Annotated in this window: 18 protein-coding genes and 1 tRNA gene; all 19 read right to left on the minus strand. The window is 64.0% G+C overall.

Features of this window, described 5'->3' with window-relative positions:
* Positions 1-3 precede the first annotated feature (3 nt).
* Positions 4-79: transfer RNA gene (locus ACMV8A_RS11850), tRNA-Lys, on the minus strand.
* Between the two features lie 176 nt (positions 80-255).
* Positions 256-1,536 (minus strand): YeeE/YedE family protein, encoded by a 1,281-nt coding sequence (locus tag ACMV8A_RS11855; RefSeq protein ID WP_495326020.1) that lies wholly within the window; start codon positions 1,534-1,536, stop codon positions 256-258.
* Positions 1,537-1,828: 292 nt separating this feature from the next.
* The gene (gene queC, locus ACMV8A_RS11860; RefSeq protein ID WP_495326021.1) at positions 1,829-2,509 is read right to left on the minus strand and encodes a 7-cyano-7-deazaguanine synthase QueC; all 681 of its coding nucleotides are present in this window, start codon (positions 2,507-2,509) and stop codon (positions 1,829-1,831) included.
* Positions 2,506-3,153, minus strand: a complete 648-nt coding sequence (queE, locus tag ACMV8A_RS11865; protein WP_495326022.1) for a 7-carboxy-7-deazaguanine synthase QueE — start codon at positions 3,151-3,153, stop codon at positions 2,506-2,508. The genes queC and queE overlap by 4 nt, the downstream gene beginning before the upstream one ends.
* A 101-nt stretch (positions 3,154-3,254) precedes the next feature.
* Positions 3,255-4,085 (minus strand): tol-pal system protein YbgF, encoded by an 831-nt coding sequence (gene ybgF / locus ACMV8A_RS11870; RefSeq protein WP_495326024.1) that lies wholly within the window; start codon positions 4,083-4,085, stop codon positions 3,255-3,257.
* 1 nt (position 4,086) lies between these two features.
* Positions 4,087-4,629 carry a peptidoglycan-associated lipoprotein Pal gene (pal, locus tag ACMV8A_RS11875; protein WP_495326025.1) on the minus strand — a complete coding sequence of 181 codons (543 nt, stop codon included), beginning with the start codon at positions 4,627-4,629 and terminating at the stop codon, positions 4,087-4,089.
* 11 nt (positions 4,630-4,640) lie between these two features.
* Positions 4,641-5,939: a Tol-Pal system beta propeller repeat protein TolB gene (tolB, locus tag ACMV8A_RS11880; RefSeq protein ID WP_495326026.1), complete on the minus strand. Its 1,299-nt coding sequence runs from the start codon at positions 5,937-5,939 to the stop codon at positions 4,641-4,643.
* A gap of 13 nt (positions 5,940-5,952) precedes the next feature.
* A complete protein-coding gene (tolA, locus tag ACMV8A_RS11885; RefSeq protein ID WP_495326027.1) occupies positions 5,953-6,849 on the minus strand; it encodes a cell envelope integrity protein TolA in 897 nt (298 codons plus the stop codon).
* A 3-nt stretch (positions 6,850-6,852) separates the two neighbouring features.
* Positions 6,853-7,287, minus strand: a complete 435-nt coding sequence (tolR, locus tag ACMV8A_RS11890) for a protein TolR (RefSeq protein ID WP_495326028.1) — start codon at positions 7,285-7,287, stop codon at positions 6,853-6,855.
* Positions 7,284-7,961: a protein TolQ gene (tolQ, locus tag ACMV8A_RS11895; protein ID WP_495326029.1), complete on the minus strand. Its 678-nt coding sequence runs from the start codon at positions 7,959-7,961 to the stop codon at positions 7,284-7,286. The genes tolR and tolQ overlap by 4 nt, the downstream gene beginning before the upstream one ends.
* 83 nt (positions 7,962-8,044) lie before the next feature.
* On the minus strand, positions 8,045-8,452 hold the full coding sequence (gene ybgC, locus ACMV8A_RS11900; protein WP_495326030.1) for a tol-pal system-associated acyl-CoA thioesterase: 408 nt from the start codon (positions 8,450-8,452) through the stop codon (positions 8,045-8,047).
* Position 8,453: 1 nt separating this feature from the next.
* The gene (ruvB, locus tag ACMV8A_RS11905; protein WP_495326032.1) at positions 8,454-9,512 is read right to left on the minus strand and encodes a Holliday junction branch migration DNA helicase RuvB; all 1,059 of its coding nucleotides are present in this window, start codon (positions 9,510-9,512) and stop codon (positions 8,454-8,456) included.
* Positions 9,509-10,111, minus strand: coding sequence for a Holliday junction branch migration protein RuvA (ruvA, locus tag ACMV8A_RS11910; protein WP_495326033.1), 603 nt, complete (start codon positions 10,109-10,111; stop codon positions 9,509-9,511). The genes ruvB and ruvA overlap by 4 nt, the downstream gene beginning before the upstream one ends.
* Positions 10,108-10,623 carry a crossover junction endodeoxyribonuclease RuvC gene (gene ruvC, locus ACMV8A_RS11915; protein ID WP_495326034.1) on the minus strand — a complete coding sequence of 172 codons (516 nt, stop codon included), beginning with the start codon at positions 10,621-10,623 and terminating at the stop codon, positions 10,108-10,110. The genes ruvA and ruvC overlap by 4 nt, the downstream gene beginning before the upstream one ends.
* Positions 10,624-10,702: 79 nt before the next feature.
* On the minus strand, positions 10,703-11,449 hold the full coding sequence (locus tag ACMV8A_RS11920; RefSeq protein WP_495326035.1) for a YebC/PmpR family DNA-binding transcriptional regulator: 747 nt from the start codon (positions 11,447-11,449) through the stop codon (positions 10,703-10,705).
* 86 nt (positions 11,450-11,535) lie between these two features.
* Positions 11,536-11,895 (minus strand): FHA domain-containing protein, encoded by a 360-nt coding sequence (locus ACMV8A_RS11925; protein WP_495326036.1) that lies wholly within the window; start codon positions 11,893-11,895, stop codon positions 11,536-11,538.
* 1 nt (position 11,896) lies between these two features.
* Complete coding sequence (locus ACMV8A_RS11930) at positions 11,897-12,532, minus strand: FHA domain-containing protein (protein WP_495326037.1); 636 nt, start codon at positions 12,530-12,532, stop codon at positions 11,897-11,899.
* A gap of 7 nt (positions 12,533-12,539) precedes the next feature.
* Positions 12,540-13,289, minus strand: coding sequence for a Stp1/IreP family PP2C-type Ser/Thr phosphatase (locus ACMV8A_RS11935; RefSeq protein ID WP_495326039.1), 750 nt, complete (start codon positions 13,287-13,289; stop codon positions 12,540-12,542).
* Position 13,290: 1 nt separating this feature from the next.
* The gene (locus ACMV8A_RS11940) at positions 13,291-15,816 is read right to left on the minus strand and encodes a CHASE2 domain-containing serine/threonine-protein kinase (protein ID WP_495326040.1); all 2,526 of its coding nucleotides are present in this window, start codon (positions 15,814-15,816) and stop codon (positions 13,291-13,293) included.
* Positions 15,817-15,860 lie beyond the last annotated feature (44 nt).

The raw sequence follows: 15,860 nt of genomic DNA on the forward strand, positions 1-15,860 counted from the left end.
ATATGGTGGGTCGTGTGAGACTCGAACTCACGACCAACGGATTAAAAGTCCGCTGCTCTACCGACTGAGCTAACGACCCGGCACAAATGAGCCGCATATGCTACCGAACTGAGCGGAAATGGCAAGCACGAACCCGGTGGAAGTCAGCACACTGCCCATGGCGGCACAGGGTGAAGACCATAAGGAGAGGAGACGGGGGACACGAGAGGCGCATGCTGGATCCGCGCCGCTCCCGTGTCCCGCGTACGGACTGCGTTAAACCGCTTCCAGCTGGCGCAGGGAGGAGGGCAGCAGACGCATATCGACCAGCGCCGTCACGAAAGCCTTGAAGAAAGTCGCCTCATCTTCATACACCATCTTGTAGTACTGGATCTTCATGGTCAGCGCGCTGCCGAACACGATGGCGACGAAGGTGATGATGGAGCCGAGCGCCAGGGTGGAAACACCGGTGATGGCCTGGCCCACGGTGCAGCCCATGGCCAGCACGCCGCCGAAGCCCATCAGCACCGCACCGATGAAGTGGTTGAGGAAGTCCTTGAAGCTGGCGAACCACTCGATGCGGAAGCCCTTGCTCAGTAGCGACCACAGCAGCGAGCCGAGGATCACGCCGAACACCGACATGATGCCGAAGGTCAGCAGGCTGCTGTCGAAGCCCTTGGCGGCATAACCCACCGTCTGACCCATGGGATTGATGAAGGTGAAGGACTGCGGGCTGAGCGGCGCGCTGTCCGGCTTGGTGTCGACGCCCTCATGGAAGTCGGGATACATGTCCCAGTATTCCTTGGTCGGGTTGACCGCATCGCGTAGCGCCACCACCTCGTCCTCGATGTTGAGGTTCAGGTTGGAGGTGACATACCAGGCGCCCAGCACGCACAGACCGACCACCACGCCGCCGAGGATGTTGTCGAAGCTGGAGCGGAATTCCGCCGACTTGAGGATGAACACCAGCAGGCCGGCGGCGATGAGGCCGCCGATCACCAGACGCGCCATCACGGCATTGTCGCTGCTCACCAGCGAACCCAGGTCCTGATAGGGACCGACATTCACCGCCAGCGGGCGGATCCAGTCGATGAACAGCACGGACATCAGGGTCTGGTCGCTGCCGGGGAAGGGATTGACCATGAAGTAGGCGATGACGCCGATGATCAGCAGCACCATGATGGACTTGATGTTGCCGCCGCCGATGCGGATCAGGCACTTGTTGCCGCAGCCGCTGGCCAGGGTCATACCGATACCGAAGATGATGCCGCCGAGCAGGTTTTCCGCCCACACCAGCTGGCCCATGCGATAGGGCGGGAAGGCATCATTGGCCGCCACCAGGCCCATGGTCTCCAGCACCACCACGCCGAGCAGGGCCACCACGATGGCCAGCAGCCAGGCACGCATGCGGCCCCAGTCGCCCATATTGACGACATCGGACACCGCACCCATGGTGCAGAAGTTGGTCTTGTTCACCACCAACCCCAGCACCAGGGCGATGGCGAAGGTGGACCACAGCAGCACGGATTGTGCCTCGGCAAAGCTATCGAAAATCATAGTGTCTCCTCGCGACGAAAGGTCTGACCGCTGGCGGCCTGCCGGAGGGCGGTCCCCCCCTGAAATCGGCAGCTCTTAATAGATGGAGAAATCCGGTCTGTTATTCCCGAAAATAAACCGGACCAAAATACCCCACCGGGGCGAGGGATGCAGTATCCCTATTGGGAAGGTCTGAATACGTCCATCCTGGACTTTTCTGACCAAACAAATCGAGAAGATTTACCTAATTTTCCAATGACTTATCACTATTGGAGAGTGGCAGCGCCTCCCTGTGCCGCGGAAACTCTGTCGCTTATTCAGAGCCTCCTTGGTAGGGGGTGGGATCGGGCAGGCCGGCGGCGGCAAAGCCGGCGGCACGCAGGCGGCAGGAGTCACACACACCGCAGGCGCGGCCGGCGCCGTCCGGGTTGTAGCAGGACAGGGTCTGGCCGTAATCCACGCCCAGGGCGGTGCCGGTACGGATGATTTCGGCCTTGCTCATGTGGATCAGGGGCGCATGAACGGTGAGGCGCCGCCCCTCCACCCCGGCCCGGGTGGCCAGATTGGCCATGTGCTCGAAGGCCGCGATGAATTCGGGGCGGCAGTCGGGATAGCCGGAGTAGTCCACCGCGTTGACGCCGATGAAGATGTCCCCCGCCCCCAGCACCTCGGCCCAGGCCAGGGCCAGAGACAGGAACACGGTGTTGCGCGCCGGCACGTAGGTGACCGGGATACCCTCGCCCGGCGTCTCCGGCACGGCGATGGCATCGTCGGTCAGCGCCGAACCGCCGAACTGGCGCAGGTCCAGCGGGAAGGTGCGATGTTCCACCGCCCCCAGGCTGCGCGCCACCCGCTGCGCCGCCGCCAGCTCGCAACGATGGCGCTGGCCGTAGTCGAAGCTGAGGGCATAACAGGCAAAGCCCTGGGCGCGGGCCATGGCCAGGACCGTGGCCGAGTCGAGTCCACCGGAGACCAGTACCACTGCCCGTTTCATTTGCCCTGTGCCTCGCCCCACAGAATTTTGTGCAACTGCAGTTGAAAGCGCACCGGCAGACGATCGGCCAGGATCCACTCGGCCAGTTGTGTCGGCTCCAGCCGGCCATAGCAGGGCGACAACAGCACCTCGCAACGGGCCGCCAGATCGTGGCGCTGGATGATCTCCCGCGCCCAGTCGTAATCGGCGCGATCACACAGCACCAGCTTGACCTGATCCTGTGAGGTCAGTGTCGCGATGTTTTCGTAACGGTTCTTGCCCGCCTCGCCCGAACCCGGCGTCTTCAGGTCCATCACCCTGCTCACGCGCGGGTCCACCGCCGCCACGTCCAGCGCGCCGGAGGTCTCCAGCGACACCGCATAACCGGCATCGCACAGGCGCGTCAGCAGCGGGAGGCAGGCACGCTGCGCCAGCGGCTCGCCGCCGGTGACGCAGACATGACGCGCGCCATAACCCGCCACTTGCGCCAATACCTCATCCAGCGTCATCCACGCGCCGCCGCTGAAGGCATAGGCGGTATCGCAATAGTTACAGCGCAACGGACAACCGGTCAGGCGCACGAATACCGTGGGCCAACCGACGCTGCGCGATTCGCCTTGCAGGGAGAAAAAGATTTCAGTAATGCGCAGACGGGCTTCGTCCATGGGGGTTCGAAATTCATTCACCGCTTAGGCGCAGCGAGAAGGCCTGGGGCTCCTACAGCAAGAGCTTGGCGTTCTGTGCGCCTTTGCGGTGAAGAAGTTGACTAGTTGCCTTCGCCGCGCATCTTCTGCAGGAACGCGTTGGCTTGGCCGGCCTCGGTGGTATTGGGGTAGGTGCGCGCCAGTTCGGTCAGGATCGTGCGCGCCTCGGCCTTGTCGCCCAGCTCGTACTGGCTGTAGCCGATCTTCAGCATGGCCTCGGCCAGCTTGGGGCTCTTCGGATAGCGCTGCAGCAGCACGCGATAGTCGGCCACCGCCTGCTTGAAATTGCGCTGGGCATAATTGGCCTCGCCAATCCAGTACTGCGCAATGTGCCCGTAACGGCCATCCGGATAGTCCTTGAGGAAGGCGCGGAAGGCGGTGATCGCCTGCTCGTAGCGCAGCTCACGCAGTTGATCGAAGGCCTGCTGATAGGCCTCACGTTCCTTGTCGGCGTTGGCGGCATTGAGCGGGGCAGGTGCCGGGGCGGCAGGGGGCGCCTGCGCCGGGGCGGGAGCAGGTGCAACAGCCGCCGCCGGCGCAGTCGGTGCCGACACGGGTGCGGCAGGTGCCGCGACCGGCGGTGCGACCAGGGCCTGCGGCGCCGAGGCGCCGCCTTCCCGCTCCAAACGCGACAGGCGGCGGTCGATGTCGAGGTACAGATCGCGCTGGCGCTGACGCAGCTCGGTGATGGCGTAGGACTGCTCTTCCATCTGGCCGCGCAGCTGCTGCACCTCCTGCTCTAGCCGATCGAGGCGCGTGGCCATCTCCACCAGCGCCTGGCTTTCCACCTGCCGTTCCAGCCGGGCCACTCGCGCCTCCAGCGGCTCGGCCGCCATGGCCGGCAGGGTCCATGCCGTCAGCAGCAGGGCCGCAACAAGCTTCTGTCGTGTCATATCAATATCCCGAATAAAGCAATTCCACACGGCGATTCAAGCGCCAGGCCGACTCGTCATGACCGAAGGCCACCGGACGTTCCTCGCCAAAGCTGATCACCTGCAACTGGCGCGCACCGACGCCCTGCAGGGTCATCAAACGCTCCACCGCCTTGGCGCGGCGCTCACCCAGGGCCAGATTGTACTCCCGTGAGCCGCGTTCGTCGGCATGGCCTTCCAGCACCACGGAAATTTCCGGGTTCTGCGCCAGATAACGGGCGTGGATGGTGATCAGTTCGCGACTCTCCGGCGTCACCTCGCTGCTGTCGAAGGCGAAGTAGATGACGCGCTTGGCCAGCGGGCTGGCCGGGTCGGTCAGCGCCGACACGCCGAATTCGCCGCCCAACCGCGCACCACCGGTCTCGACGCCGTCACCGGGACGCATTTCGCCGGCACCGATGCTGCGTTCTTCCACCGGCACGTCTTCCGGCCGCTCTTCCAGACTGCCGCATGCCGCCAGCAGCAAACTGCTCAAACCCACTACCCACAATGCCTTACTGTTCATGTTTCTTGCTCCTATTCGCCGAAGAAGGGGGACCAGGCGGGCTCGCGCACGTCGCCTTTTTTCAGGCCCAGGCGCTGCCGCGCCCGGCCATCCGCCGATACTGCTTCCAGCACACCGCGATCGCCCACCTCGGTGGCATACAGCAGCATCGCGCCGTTGGGGGCGAAGCTGGGCGATTCGTCGAGGCGGGTATCGGTCAACACCCGCAGGGTGCCGGTTTCCAGCTCCAGCACCGCGATGCGGAAGCGATCGCCGTCGCCGTGCACCATCGCCAGCCGCTTGCCGTCGCGCGACAGCGCCGGACTGGCGTTGTAGATGCCCTCGAAGGTGACGCGCTGCGGCGCCTCCTGCGGGCGGCCCTGGGCATCGAGACGCACGCGGTAGATCTGCGGCCGTCCGCCGCGATCGGAGGTGAAATAGAGGCTGCGCCCATCCGGTGCCCACACCGGCTCGGTGTCGATGGCAAAGTGCTGCGTCACCCGCGTCAGCCGGCCGCTGCCCAGCTCCAGGATATAGATCTCCGGGTTGCCGTCACGCGACAGGGTCAGCGCCAGGCGCTGGCCGTCAGGCGAAAAGTCCGGCGCGCTGTTGATGCCGGCGAACTCCGCCACCTTCTGGCGCTGGCCGCTGGCAATGTCCTGTACGTAGATCATCGAGCGGCCGCCCTCGAAGGACACGTAGGCGAGACGGCGGCCATCCGGCGCCCAGGTTGGCGACATCAAGGGCTGTCCGGAACTGAGGATCACCTGCTCGTTGTGGCCATCGGCATCGGCCACCTCAAGACGGAAGCGGCGCTTGCCCGCCTCCAGATTTTCCACCGTCACGTAGGCGATATGGGTGTCGAAGGCGCCGCGCTGCCCGGTGAGGCGCTGATAGATGATGTCGGCGATCTGATGCGCCACCCGGCGCAGCCGCGCCGCATCCGCCTGCATGGTGTAGCCGGCCAGCTGCACCCCGCGCACCGTGTCGAACAACTGGAACTGCACCTGATAACGGCCATCACGCAGTTCCATGCGGCCAATCACCAGATTGTCGCTGCCCACGCCGCGCCACAGATTGAAGTTCACATCACGCCCGTCCACCGGACGCTGCGGCAGGCGCTGCGCATCCAGCGGCGCAAACTGGCCACTGCGCGCCAAGTCGGCGCTGATGATGGCGGCCATGTCCTGCGCCGGCGCGCCGGGGCCGCTCCAGCCGAAGGGCACCACGGCGATGGGCATGGCGCCTTCCATGCCCTGGGTGATCTCGATGCTGAGACGCGCCTGCGCCGTACCGGTCAGCAACAGGCACAACAGCAACCATGCTTTCATCGCATTCAAGGGACTACCTCGCTTCGAAGATGAATTCGATTTCACGTTCCCAAATCTCCGGCACCGGCGGCGGCGGCAAGGGCGATGCCTTGTGCACCGCATTTTCCACCGAGCGATCAAACACCGCATCACCGCTGCTGCGGGTGATGCGCACGCCTACCACGTCGCCGGTGGGCAGTTGCTGCACCAGCACCGTGCAGGTCATGCCGGGGCGGGCGGTGGGCGGGCGCAACCAGTTGCGCTCCACCTTGTTGCGGATGTCGGCGATGTACTGCTGCACCAGGGTAGCATTCTGGCGCGCCCGCTCCTGTGCCCGCTTCTGCGCCTCCGCCTCCATCTGGCGCTGCGCCTCCGCCATCTTGGCCTTCAGTTCGGCTTCGGCGGCGGCCTTCTTGCGCGCCTCGTCCTCACGCCGCAGGCGCTCCTCTTCCTGCTTGCGTTTCGCCTCCAGCTCCGCAGCCCGCTTTTCCTCGGCGACGCGCTTCTTCTCCGCCTCCGCCTGTGCCTGCTTCAGCTCAGCCAGACGTTTCTGCTCCGCCGCTTCCTTCGCCTTGCGTTCCTGCTCGGCGGCAACGCGCTGCCTCTGTTCTTCTTCGGCGCGGCGCTTCACCTCAGCGGCGCGCTGCTCCTCACGCTGGCGCGCCTCGCGTGCGCGCTGCGCCTCGTCCTGCAACTGCTTGCGCCGTGCCTCTTCCTGCTGCTGCTGGCGGCGGGCCTCATCACGCAGGCGCTGCACCTCGGCCTGTACCTGCGCCTCATCCACCGCCCGCGCCTGAATCGGCTCCGGTTCCGTCTGGGCCGCCGTCGGCTGCGGCCGCGGCGTCGGCGCATGCAGGCTGACGCCGAGCAATGCCACCAGTACCGCATGCAGCAGCAGCGACCAGCCGTACGGGGCAAACCGGCTCGACATCGCTTATTCCGGGTTCTCGGTGAGCAGGCCCACGCCGGGCACACCGGACTGCTGCAGCACCGCCATTACCGTCACCACCTTGCCATAGGCGACGTTGCGGTCGCCCCGCACATACACCGGCGTCTCCGGTCGCAGACGCAACTCGGCGGCGATGCGCACCGCCAGTCCCTCGACATCGAGCTGCACCGAACGCTCGGCCCCCTTGGTGAAATGCAGGTTGCCGGCCGCGTCCACCGTCACCACCAGCGGCGGGATCGCTGCCGGCGGCACCGTCTCGGCAGACGCCTGCGGCAGGTCCACCTTGACCCCCTGGGTCAACAGCGGTGCAGTGATCATGAAGATCACCAGCAGCACCAGCATCACGTCGATATAGGGCACGACGTTGATCTCGCCCATGGGCTTCTTGCGCTTGTGCCGATAGGCCACGCCGCCGCTCATTTGGTGTGGGCCTGGCGCTGCAACAGGGTGGAGAATTCTTCCGTATAGGCCTCGTAGCGATTCACCAGCCGCTCCACGTCATTGGCGTAACGGTTGTAGGCAATGACCGCGGGGATAGCGGCGAACAGGCCCATGGCGGTGGCAATGAGCGCCTCGGCGATACCGGGGGCCACCATCGCCAGGGTGGCCTGCTGCACCGAGCCGAGGGCACGGAAGGAATTCATGATGCCCCATACGGTACCGAACAGGCCGATGTACGGGCTGGTGGAACCGACAGTGGCGAGGAAGGACAGATTGGCCTCCAGACGATCGATCTCGCGGCTCAGGGCCACGCGCATGGCGCGCTGCGCGCCCTCCACCACCGCCATCGGCTCGACGCCACCCTGCTTGCGCAGGCGGGCGAACTCGCCGAAGCCCGCCTCGAACAGCCCGGCCATGCCGGTGTTGCCGTCGCGGTTCTTGGACACCTGCTTGTACAGTTCGACCAGATCGATGCCGGACCAGAAGCGCTTTTCGAACAGGTCGGCGTCCGCACTGGCCGCCTTGAGCAGGCGCCACTTGGCGATGATCTGTCCCCAGGAAACGATGGAGATGAGCAGCAGCAGGAGCATCACGGCCTGCACCAGCAGGCTGGCCTCGATAAACAGGCTCAACAGGGAAATGTCAGTATTCATCCTTGTTCTTTTCCGTCGAAAGGTGGCTGCCGGCCGACAGCATAAACGACTGGTTCAAAGCCGCGCTGCGAACGGCATACGAATTACGCGTACTGTTGCTCCAGTGCGGCGACGATTGCTGCGGGCGCTGGCCTGGGGCGCAGGGTCTGCGCGTCGAGGCTGGCGATCTTCACCTTGCCGCGGCACAACACCTCGTCGCCGCGCCGCACCTCCTGACGGAAGGTGATGCTGGCGCCGCCGTTGTGCACGACCTCGGCGGTGACCGTCAGCGCGTCGTTGAACCGCGCCGGGCGCAGATAATCCACCTCGACCGCACGCACCGCAAAAATGATACCCGCGTCACGAATCAACTGATCCTGTTCGAAGCCGAGGCTGCGCAGCCATTCGGTACGGGCCCGTTCCATGAACTTGAGGTAATTGGCGTAGTACACCACCCCGCCCGTATCGGTGTCCTCGTAGTACACGCGCACCGGCCATGCGAACATCGACACGTTAGTCATCCTTGCCGTTATTTAGTTCCAGCGCCTGCTGCAGGGTACGCGCCGTCGATTGCGGCGGCGTGAAACCAAAATGCAGATAGGCGCTGCTGGTGGCGGTGCGCCCGCGCGGGGTACGCATCAGAAAACCCTGCTGGATCAGATAAGGCTCCAACACATCCTCGATGGTGCCGCGCTCCTCGCCGATGGCAGCGGCCAGGCTGTCGACGCCCACCGGGCCGCCGTCGAACTTTTCGATCACAGCGAGCAGCAGTTTGCGGTCCATCACATCGAAGCCGTTGCCGTCCACGTCGAGCATGTCCAGGGCGCGATCGGCCACGGTATCGGTGATGCAGCCGTCGGACTTCACCTCGGCATAGTCGCGCACGCGGCGCAGCAGGCGATTGGCGATACGCGGCGTGCCACGGGAGCGGCGCGCGATTTCATGCGCCCCCTTGGCTTCGATCCGCACGCCGAGGATGCCAGCGGAACGGGTAACGATGGATTGCAACTCATCGACGGTATAGAACTCCAGCCGCTGCACGATGCCGAAGCGATCGCGCAGTGGCGAGGTGAGCAGACCGGCGCGGGTGGTGGCGCCGACCAGGGTGAACGGCGGCAGGTCCAGCTTGATGGAACGTGCCGCTGGCCCCTCGCCGATCATGATATCGAGCTGGTAGTCTTCCATCGCCGGATAGAGCACCTCCTCCACTACCGGCGACAGGCGGTGGATTTCATCAACGAACAGTACGTCGTGCGGTTCCAGATTGGTGAGCAGCGCAGCGAGGTCGCCGGGACGCTCCAGTACCGGCCCCGAGGTGTGGCGCAACTGCACGCCCATTTCCGCGGCAATGATGTGTGCCAGGGTGGTCTTGCCCAGGCCGGGCGGGCCGAACAGCAGCACGTGATCGAGCGCCTCATGGCGTTTTTTCGCTGCCTGGATGAAGATTTCCATCTGCCCGCGCACCGCCTGCTGGCCGACATAATCGGCCAGCAGCTTGGGCCGAATGGCACGATCCATGACATCCTCTTCGCGGCTGGCGCTGGCGGTGATCAGGCGATCGGTTTCTATCATTTCTTCATCGCCCCCTTCAGCGCCTCACGGATGATCTCCTCTGAACTGCGTCCATCGGTAATCACGCCGCTCACCATACGGCTGGCCTCCGGCGGCTTGTAGCCGAGGGAAACAAGGGCGCTGACGGCGTCCCTCACCTCATCGCGCTCTGCCGTCGGCACCGCCATCACCACCGGCAGCACACCGGCCTCCTGCCAGTCGGCCAGGCGATCGCGCATTTCGACGATGAGACGCTCGGCGGTCTTCTTGCCGATGCCGGGCAGACGGGTGAGCGAGGCAGTATCGTTTTCCTGAATGCAGCGGGCGAAGGTGTCGGCGCTCATGCCGGAGAGGATCGCCAACGCCATCTTGGCGCCGACACCGTTGACCTTGAGCAGGGCGCGGAACAGGCTGCGCTCGCGCTCGCTGGCAAAACCGAACAGCAGGTGCGCATCCTCGCGCACCACCAGATGGGTATGCAGAATGATTTCGCTACCGCTGGCGGGCAACTGGTAGAAGGTGCTCATGGGCGCCTCGACCTCGTAGCCGACACCGCCCACCTCCAGCAACAGTTGCGGCGGCTTCTTGTCCACTAATTTGCCGCGTAAACGTCCGATCATCGCCGTCTTCCCGCCAAGGTCTTTGCCGCTGCCAGATGATTGAGGGTTTGCGCCGTGTGCACGTGGCACAGTGCCACGGCCAGGGCGTCGGCGGCATCCGCCTGTGGTGCTGACGGCAGTTGCAGCAGTGCCTGCACCATGTGTTGCACCTGCTCCTTGCCGGCGCGGCCGTTGCCCACCGTCGCCTGCTTGATCTCCGCCGGCGTGTATTCGTTCACCGTCAGACCTTCCATCAAAACCGCACACAGCGCCGCGCCGCGTGCCTGCCCCAGTTTGAGGGCGGAATCGGGATTGCGCGCCATGAACACCCGTTCGATGGCCACATGCTGCGGCCGGTACGTCGCCACCACCTCGCGCAACTCGTCAAAAATCGACTTCAGGCGGCCGGTGAATTCGCCGTCCCCCACCCGGATACAGCCGCTGGCCACATACACGCTGCGCGTCCCCTCGCGCTCGATGACGCCGAAACCGGTGATGCGCGAACCGGGGTCGATGCCGAGGATACGGGACATCAGAAACCAGTCCCCAACGACAAGTTACCAGGGACAGGAAAAAATATTGCGCGGCACGACACCGCACTCCTTTTCCTTGTCACTGCAGTTTTGCCATCACTTCGTCGCTGAAATCGGCGTTGCTGTATACGCTCTGCACATCGTCGAGGTCTTCCAGCATGTCCACCATTTTCATCACCTTCTCGGCGTCTTCCAGTTGCAACTCGATGGTGGTGGCGGGACGCTCGGTGACCTCGGCTACTTCCGGGGTAAGGCCGGCGGCGATCATCGCCTCCTTCACCTCGATGAAGTTTTCCTGCGCGGTGATGACGTCGATGCTGCCGTCGTCATTGCTGGCCACATCATCGGCACCGGCTTCGAGGGCGACCTCCATGATGCGATCCTCATTGCTGCCAGCCGGATAGCTGAGTACGCCGACGCGGCTGAACAGATAGGCCACCGAACCATCGGTACCGAGATTGCCACCGCATTTGGAAAAGGCATGGCGTACTTCCGACACGGTACGGTTGCGGTTGTCGGTGAGACAGTCGACCAATACCGCCACGCCGCCGGCGCCGTAGCCTTCGTAACGGATCTGTTCGTAGTTTTCGCCCTCACCGGCACCGGTGCCACGCTTGATGGCGCGTTCGATGGTGTCCTTGGGCATATTGGCGTCCAGCGCCTTGTCGATGGCCGTGCGCAGGCGCGGGTTGCCGCCGGGATCGCCGCCGCCCATGCGGGCCGCGACGGTGATTTCACGAATCAGCTTGGTGAAGATTTTGCCGCGCTTGGCATCCTGGCGCCCTTTGCGATGCTGGATATTGGCCCATTTGCTGTGTCCGGCCATGATTACCTCGTTGATGACATGCCGATAAATAGCGGCATTTTACCATCAGCAGGGCAATGGCCGACAGGCTGCCGGCTTGGGATATCTCAAATTTCGCGGTCGGGAAGCAGAATGGTGGTGCGGTCGAGACCATGGCCCTCGTCGGCCTCGAAGGAAAACTCATAATGGCCGATGCGGATCAGATCGCCCTGGTGCAGCAGCTTGCGGGTCACCGGGGCGCCGTTGACCTGGGTGCCATTGGTACTACCCAGATCTTCCAGCACCACGTTGCGGTAATTCTCCAGGTAAGGGACAGACTCCAGGCGCAGCACCGCGTGGTGGGTACTGACCGCCTGGTCGTCGAGGCGGATGTCGCTGTCGGCATGCCGCCCGAGGGTGGTTTCGGCCCGCTCCAGCGGATAGCTGTGGATCCCCACTCCGTCATGCAGGAGCAACAGGCGCGCCATGTCAGGACACGCTCTGCTGCTGGAATTCGAGGCGTACGCCCGCCACTTCCAGCACATCGCCACTCTTCAGGGCCTGACTCCCCGCCCCCATGGGCTGGCCATTGAGGTTCGGCACCCCCTGGCTGTTGCCCACCGCCATCGGCACCAGGAAGAACCCCTGCGTGCGCTTGGCCACCACCGCCACCTGCACACCGGGCTTGCCGACGGTGTTATAGGGCTTGTTCAGCTCCAGCAATTCGCCCGCCTTGGGGCCGTTCAGGATTTTGAGCTTTCCAATCAGATCCTTGGGTGTCTTCAGTGCATCGCGTTGGGCGGAAGAGATGATGACCGTGGCATCCAGGCTCTGCACCGACTCATCCACCAGCTTGATTTCGTGCTGGCCGACACGCAGCACATCGCCGTGGCGCAGCTGACGCCGATGTATGCGCTGGCCGTTGACCATGGTGCCATTGGTGCTCTCCAGGTCCTCAACGAAGATTTCCTTGCCCAGCACGTGAAACACGGCATGCTTGCCGCTCACCGTGCCATCGTCCAGAACGATATCGTTGGACGATGCCCGCCCCAGGGTGATGCGCGGCTGGTCCAGGTTCAGTTCATTTATGTTCACACCATCCAGTGTGATGATCAGCTTTGCCATGGTCATGTCACTCCTTCAACGCCACTACGCGCGCCAGGATTACGGAGATATTGTCGTTACCGCCGCAGCGGTTCGCCTCGGCTACCAACGCATTGGCGGCAGCCTCCAGATTATCCCTGTTGTCCGTGAGCAATTTTGCGATGCTGTTATCAGTCACCATGTCATTGAGGCCGTCGGAGCAGAGCAGATAGATATCATCGACCTGCACCTCATGGTGATGGACCTCCACCTCCACCGCCGGCTCGATGCCGAGGGCACGGGTGATGACGTTCTTGTTGACCACCTCCTGGGCCTCATCGGCACTCATGAAGCCGCCGGCCACCAACTCCTGCAACAGGGAGTGATCACTGGTGAGCAGTTCCAGGCAGCCGCCGCGCAGTCGGTAGACGCGCGAATCGCCGACGTGACCGATCATTACGCCGCGACCGCGGAACAGCGCCAAGGCCAGCGTGGTGCCCATGCCGCTGAACACGGCATCCGACCCCGCTTTTTGCAGGATTTCCGTATTGGCGTCGGCGACGGCATTCTGCATGCCCACCTCCTGCTCCAGGGTGTCGGCCGGCAGGTCACGCAGCAATGGATGCAGCACGGAAATGGCCAGGGCGCTGGCCACCTCACCGGCATTGTGGCCCCCCATGCCGTCAGCCAGCAATGCCAGGCCGGCGTTGGCATCCCAGGCGATCTGGTCCTCGTTGTGTTCGCGCGTGCAACCCGTGTCGGTGCGGCCGCTCATCTGCAGTTCGGGTACGCTATTCACCTCAATGATCCTTGGTTATCTGTTGCTTGCAGCGGCGCAACGCGTTAGCCAGATGGTGGCCGCTTTGCACCCGCTTTTCGATGTCCTTGTACAGCGCCCGGTTGACGATGGTGCTGACACAGGTCGGCAGGTCGGGGCGCAACACGCGCACATCGACATGTTTCTCGTTGGCAATCTTGTACATCAGGCTGGCCAGCGAGTCCGCCACGAAGGGTAGTTCGCCGGTGAGCAGTTGGAAGAAGGTGACGCCGAGGGAGAACAGGTCGGAACGGCCATCCACCTTCTTGCCCGCCAGCTGTTCCGGCGACATATAGGACGGGCTGCCCAGCACCGTACCGGTCTTGGTCTTGCTGGAGTCCACCAGGCAGGCAACGCCGAAGTCGGTGACCTTCACCGAGCCGGTCTTCTCGTCGTACATGATGTTGGCCGGCTTGATATCGCGGTGCACCACCTGTTGCTGATGGGCGTAGTCCAGCGCCTCCGCCACCTTGATGATGATGTCGAACACCTTTTCCGCCGGCAGCAGGTTTTCCGGCCGGCACCAGGCCGACAGCGGCTTGCCGTGCAGGTAGTCCATGGCGATGTAGGACAGGTCCTGTTCCTCGCCCACGTCGTAGACAGTGACGATATTGGGATGATTGAGACGGCCGGCGGTCTCCGCCTCACGGTAGAAACGTGCCTTCACATCAGCCAACTGTTCCTCGTCGAACTCCTGCGACAGGGCCATGGTCTTGATGGCCACGGTACGGCCGATGCGCGGGTCGCGTCCCAGGTACACCATACCCATGGCACCGCGGCCGATCTCGCGATCCACCTGATAGCGTCCCAGCATGGGCTTTTGCAGCTTGTCGTAGCTCATGGCCAGCGTACCGCCGCCGGTATTGGCGGCGAATCCCTTGCCCAGGGCGGTCATCTTTTCCATCTCCTGATTGAGACGGATACGGTCACGACTGTCGCGGAACGACGGCGAGTGCTCGACGATGTAGTTGAACACACCTACCGCGCGGTTGAACTGGCGCTTGCGCTCGAAATCGAGGCCGAGGTTGTAGAGCATCTCCAGCAGATCATCATCCACGGCGCAGCGGCGCAGCTTTTCGAACGCCAGATCAAACTGCCCCTGAGACTGCAGCATCTGTCCCAGGCTGCGGTTGGCCAGGTCGAGCTGGCCGCGCAGTTGGTTGGAGCGTTCTTCCACCAGACGGCGCAAGGCCAGCAGGGCAACGCCGGCCAGCAACGCCGTCACCGGCACCATCAGCGGCAGCCACAACGACTGCGATGCCATCAGCATGAAATGGGCATTGACCAGCAGGAACAGCACCACCACGCTCAGGGCCAGGCCGGTACCCAGCCGGAAGCGCGGCAACACGAACATCAGATAGAGGCCGACCAGCAGCAGTACCGCCAGCTGCGCCCACACCGCCCACGGCGGCACGCTGAACAGGTCGTTATTGAGCAGGCTGCTCACCACATGGGCGCTGGCCACCACCGGCGCCATCGCCTCACCGATGGGCGTCGCCACCGCATCCACCAGGGACGGTACGGTGAGGCCGATGAGTACGGTCTTGCCGCGGAAATCCGCCGCATCCACCTGCTGGCCATAGACCTCGACAAAGGAATAGGTCTTGAAGGGTGACTTGTCGTCACGCCCGCGGTAATAGCGTGGGTAGGCCTGCATGGCCGGGTCGGTGTGGAAGGTGGCGCCGTCCAGGCTCACGCCCTGGCCCGGTGTGGCGCTGACGTGCCGATGGTTCAGCTTCAGGGAGTGCGCCACCACCAGCAGCGAAAAGGACGGGAAATAACGTTCGCCGTATTGCAGCACCAGCGGCACGGCACGCAGGCTGCCCCCCCCCAGGGGATAACCGTTGAGATGGCCGATGCCCGCCGCGCCCTGGGCAATGGCCGGCACCGGCGGATACAGGCGATCGGCGGCGGTGGCACGGGTGGTGAGCACACTGGGTACGAAATCAAACCAGACTGGGCGGTTGGCCGCCACATCGGGCAAGGTGTAGACGCTCACCGTGTCATCCAGCGGCGGCAGGCGATTGCGCGCGGAGGTGGCGAAACGGTAAGGCATGCCGAACACCACATTACCCGCCCGGCGCGCGCTGCGGCCCAGGGCGCCGTCGGTATCGAGGCCCGCCTCGGCGCGGCTGAGTGCCTCGCGCACGCCGCTATCCGTATATTCGTTTTGCAGATACCCCAGGTATTCGAGGCCGTGCTGATTCTCGGCCGTATCCAGCGGCAGGGCCACACCGATCACCGCCGCCTTGGCCGTTGCCAACTGGCTCACCACCTGGGCAAGACGATCGCGTGGCCACGGCCACGGCCCCAACTGTTGCAGGGAGGGTTCATCGATGGCCACCACGACGACGTTGTCGTCGGCGGGGCGACCGCTGGCGAAACCCACCGCCAGGTCATAGGCAGCCCAATCCAGCCGTGATAAGGGCTCTCCGCCCGCCGCGAGCAGGCACGCCAGGGTTACCACCAGCCCCGGAAACCAACGCGCTTTCCAGAAAGGTTTCTTCACGCTCTCCACCGCCACAGCCCGATAGTTATTGTGATGTAGGCCGT

The organism is Sulfurivermis sp. (assembly GCF_059410345.1).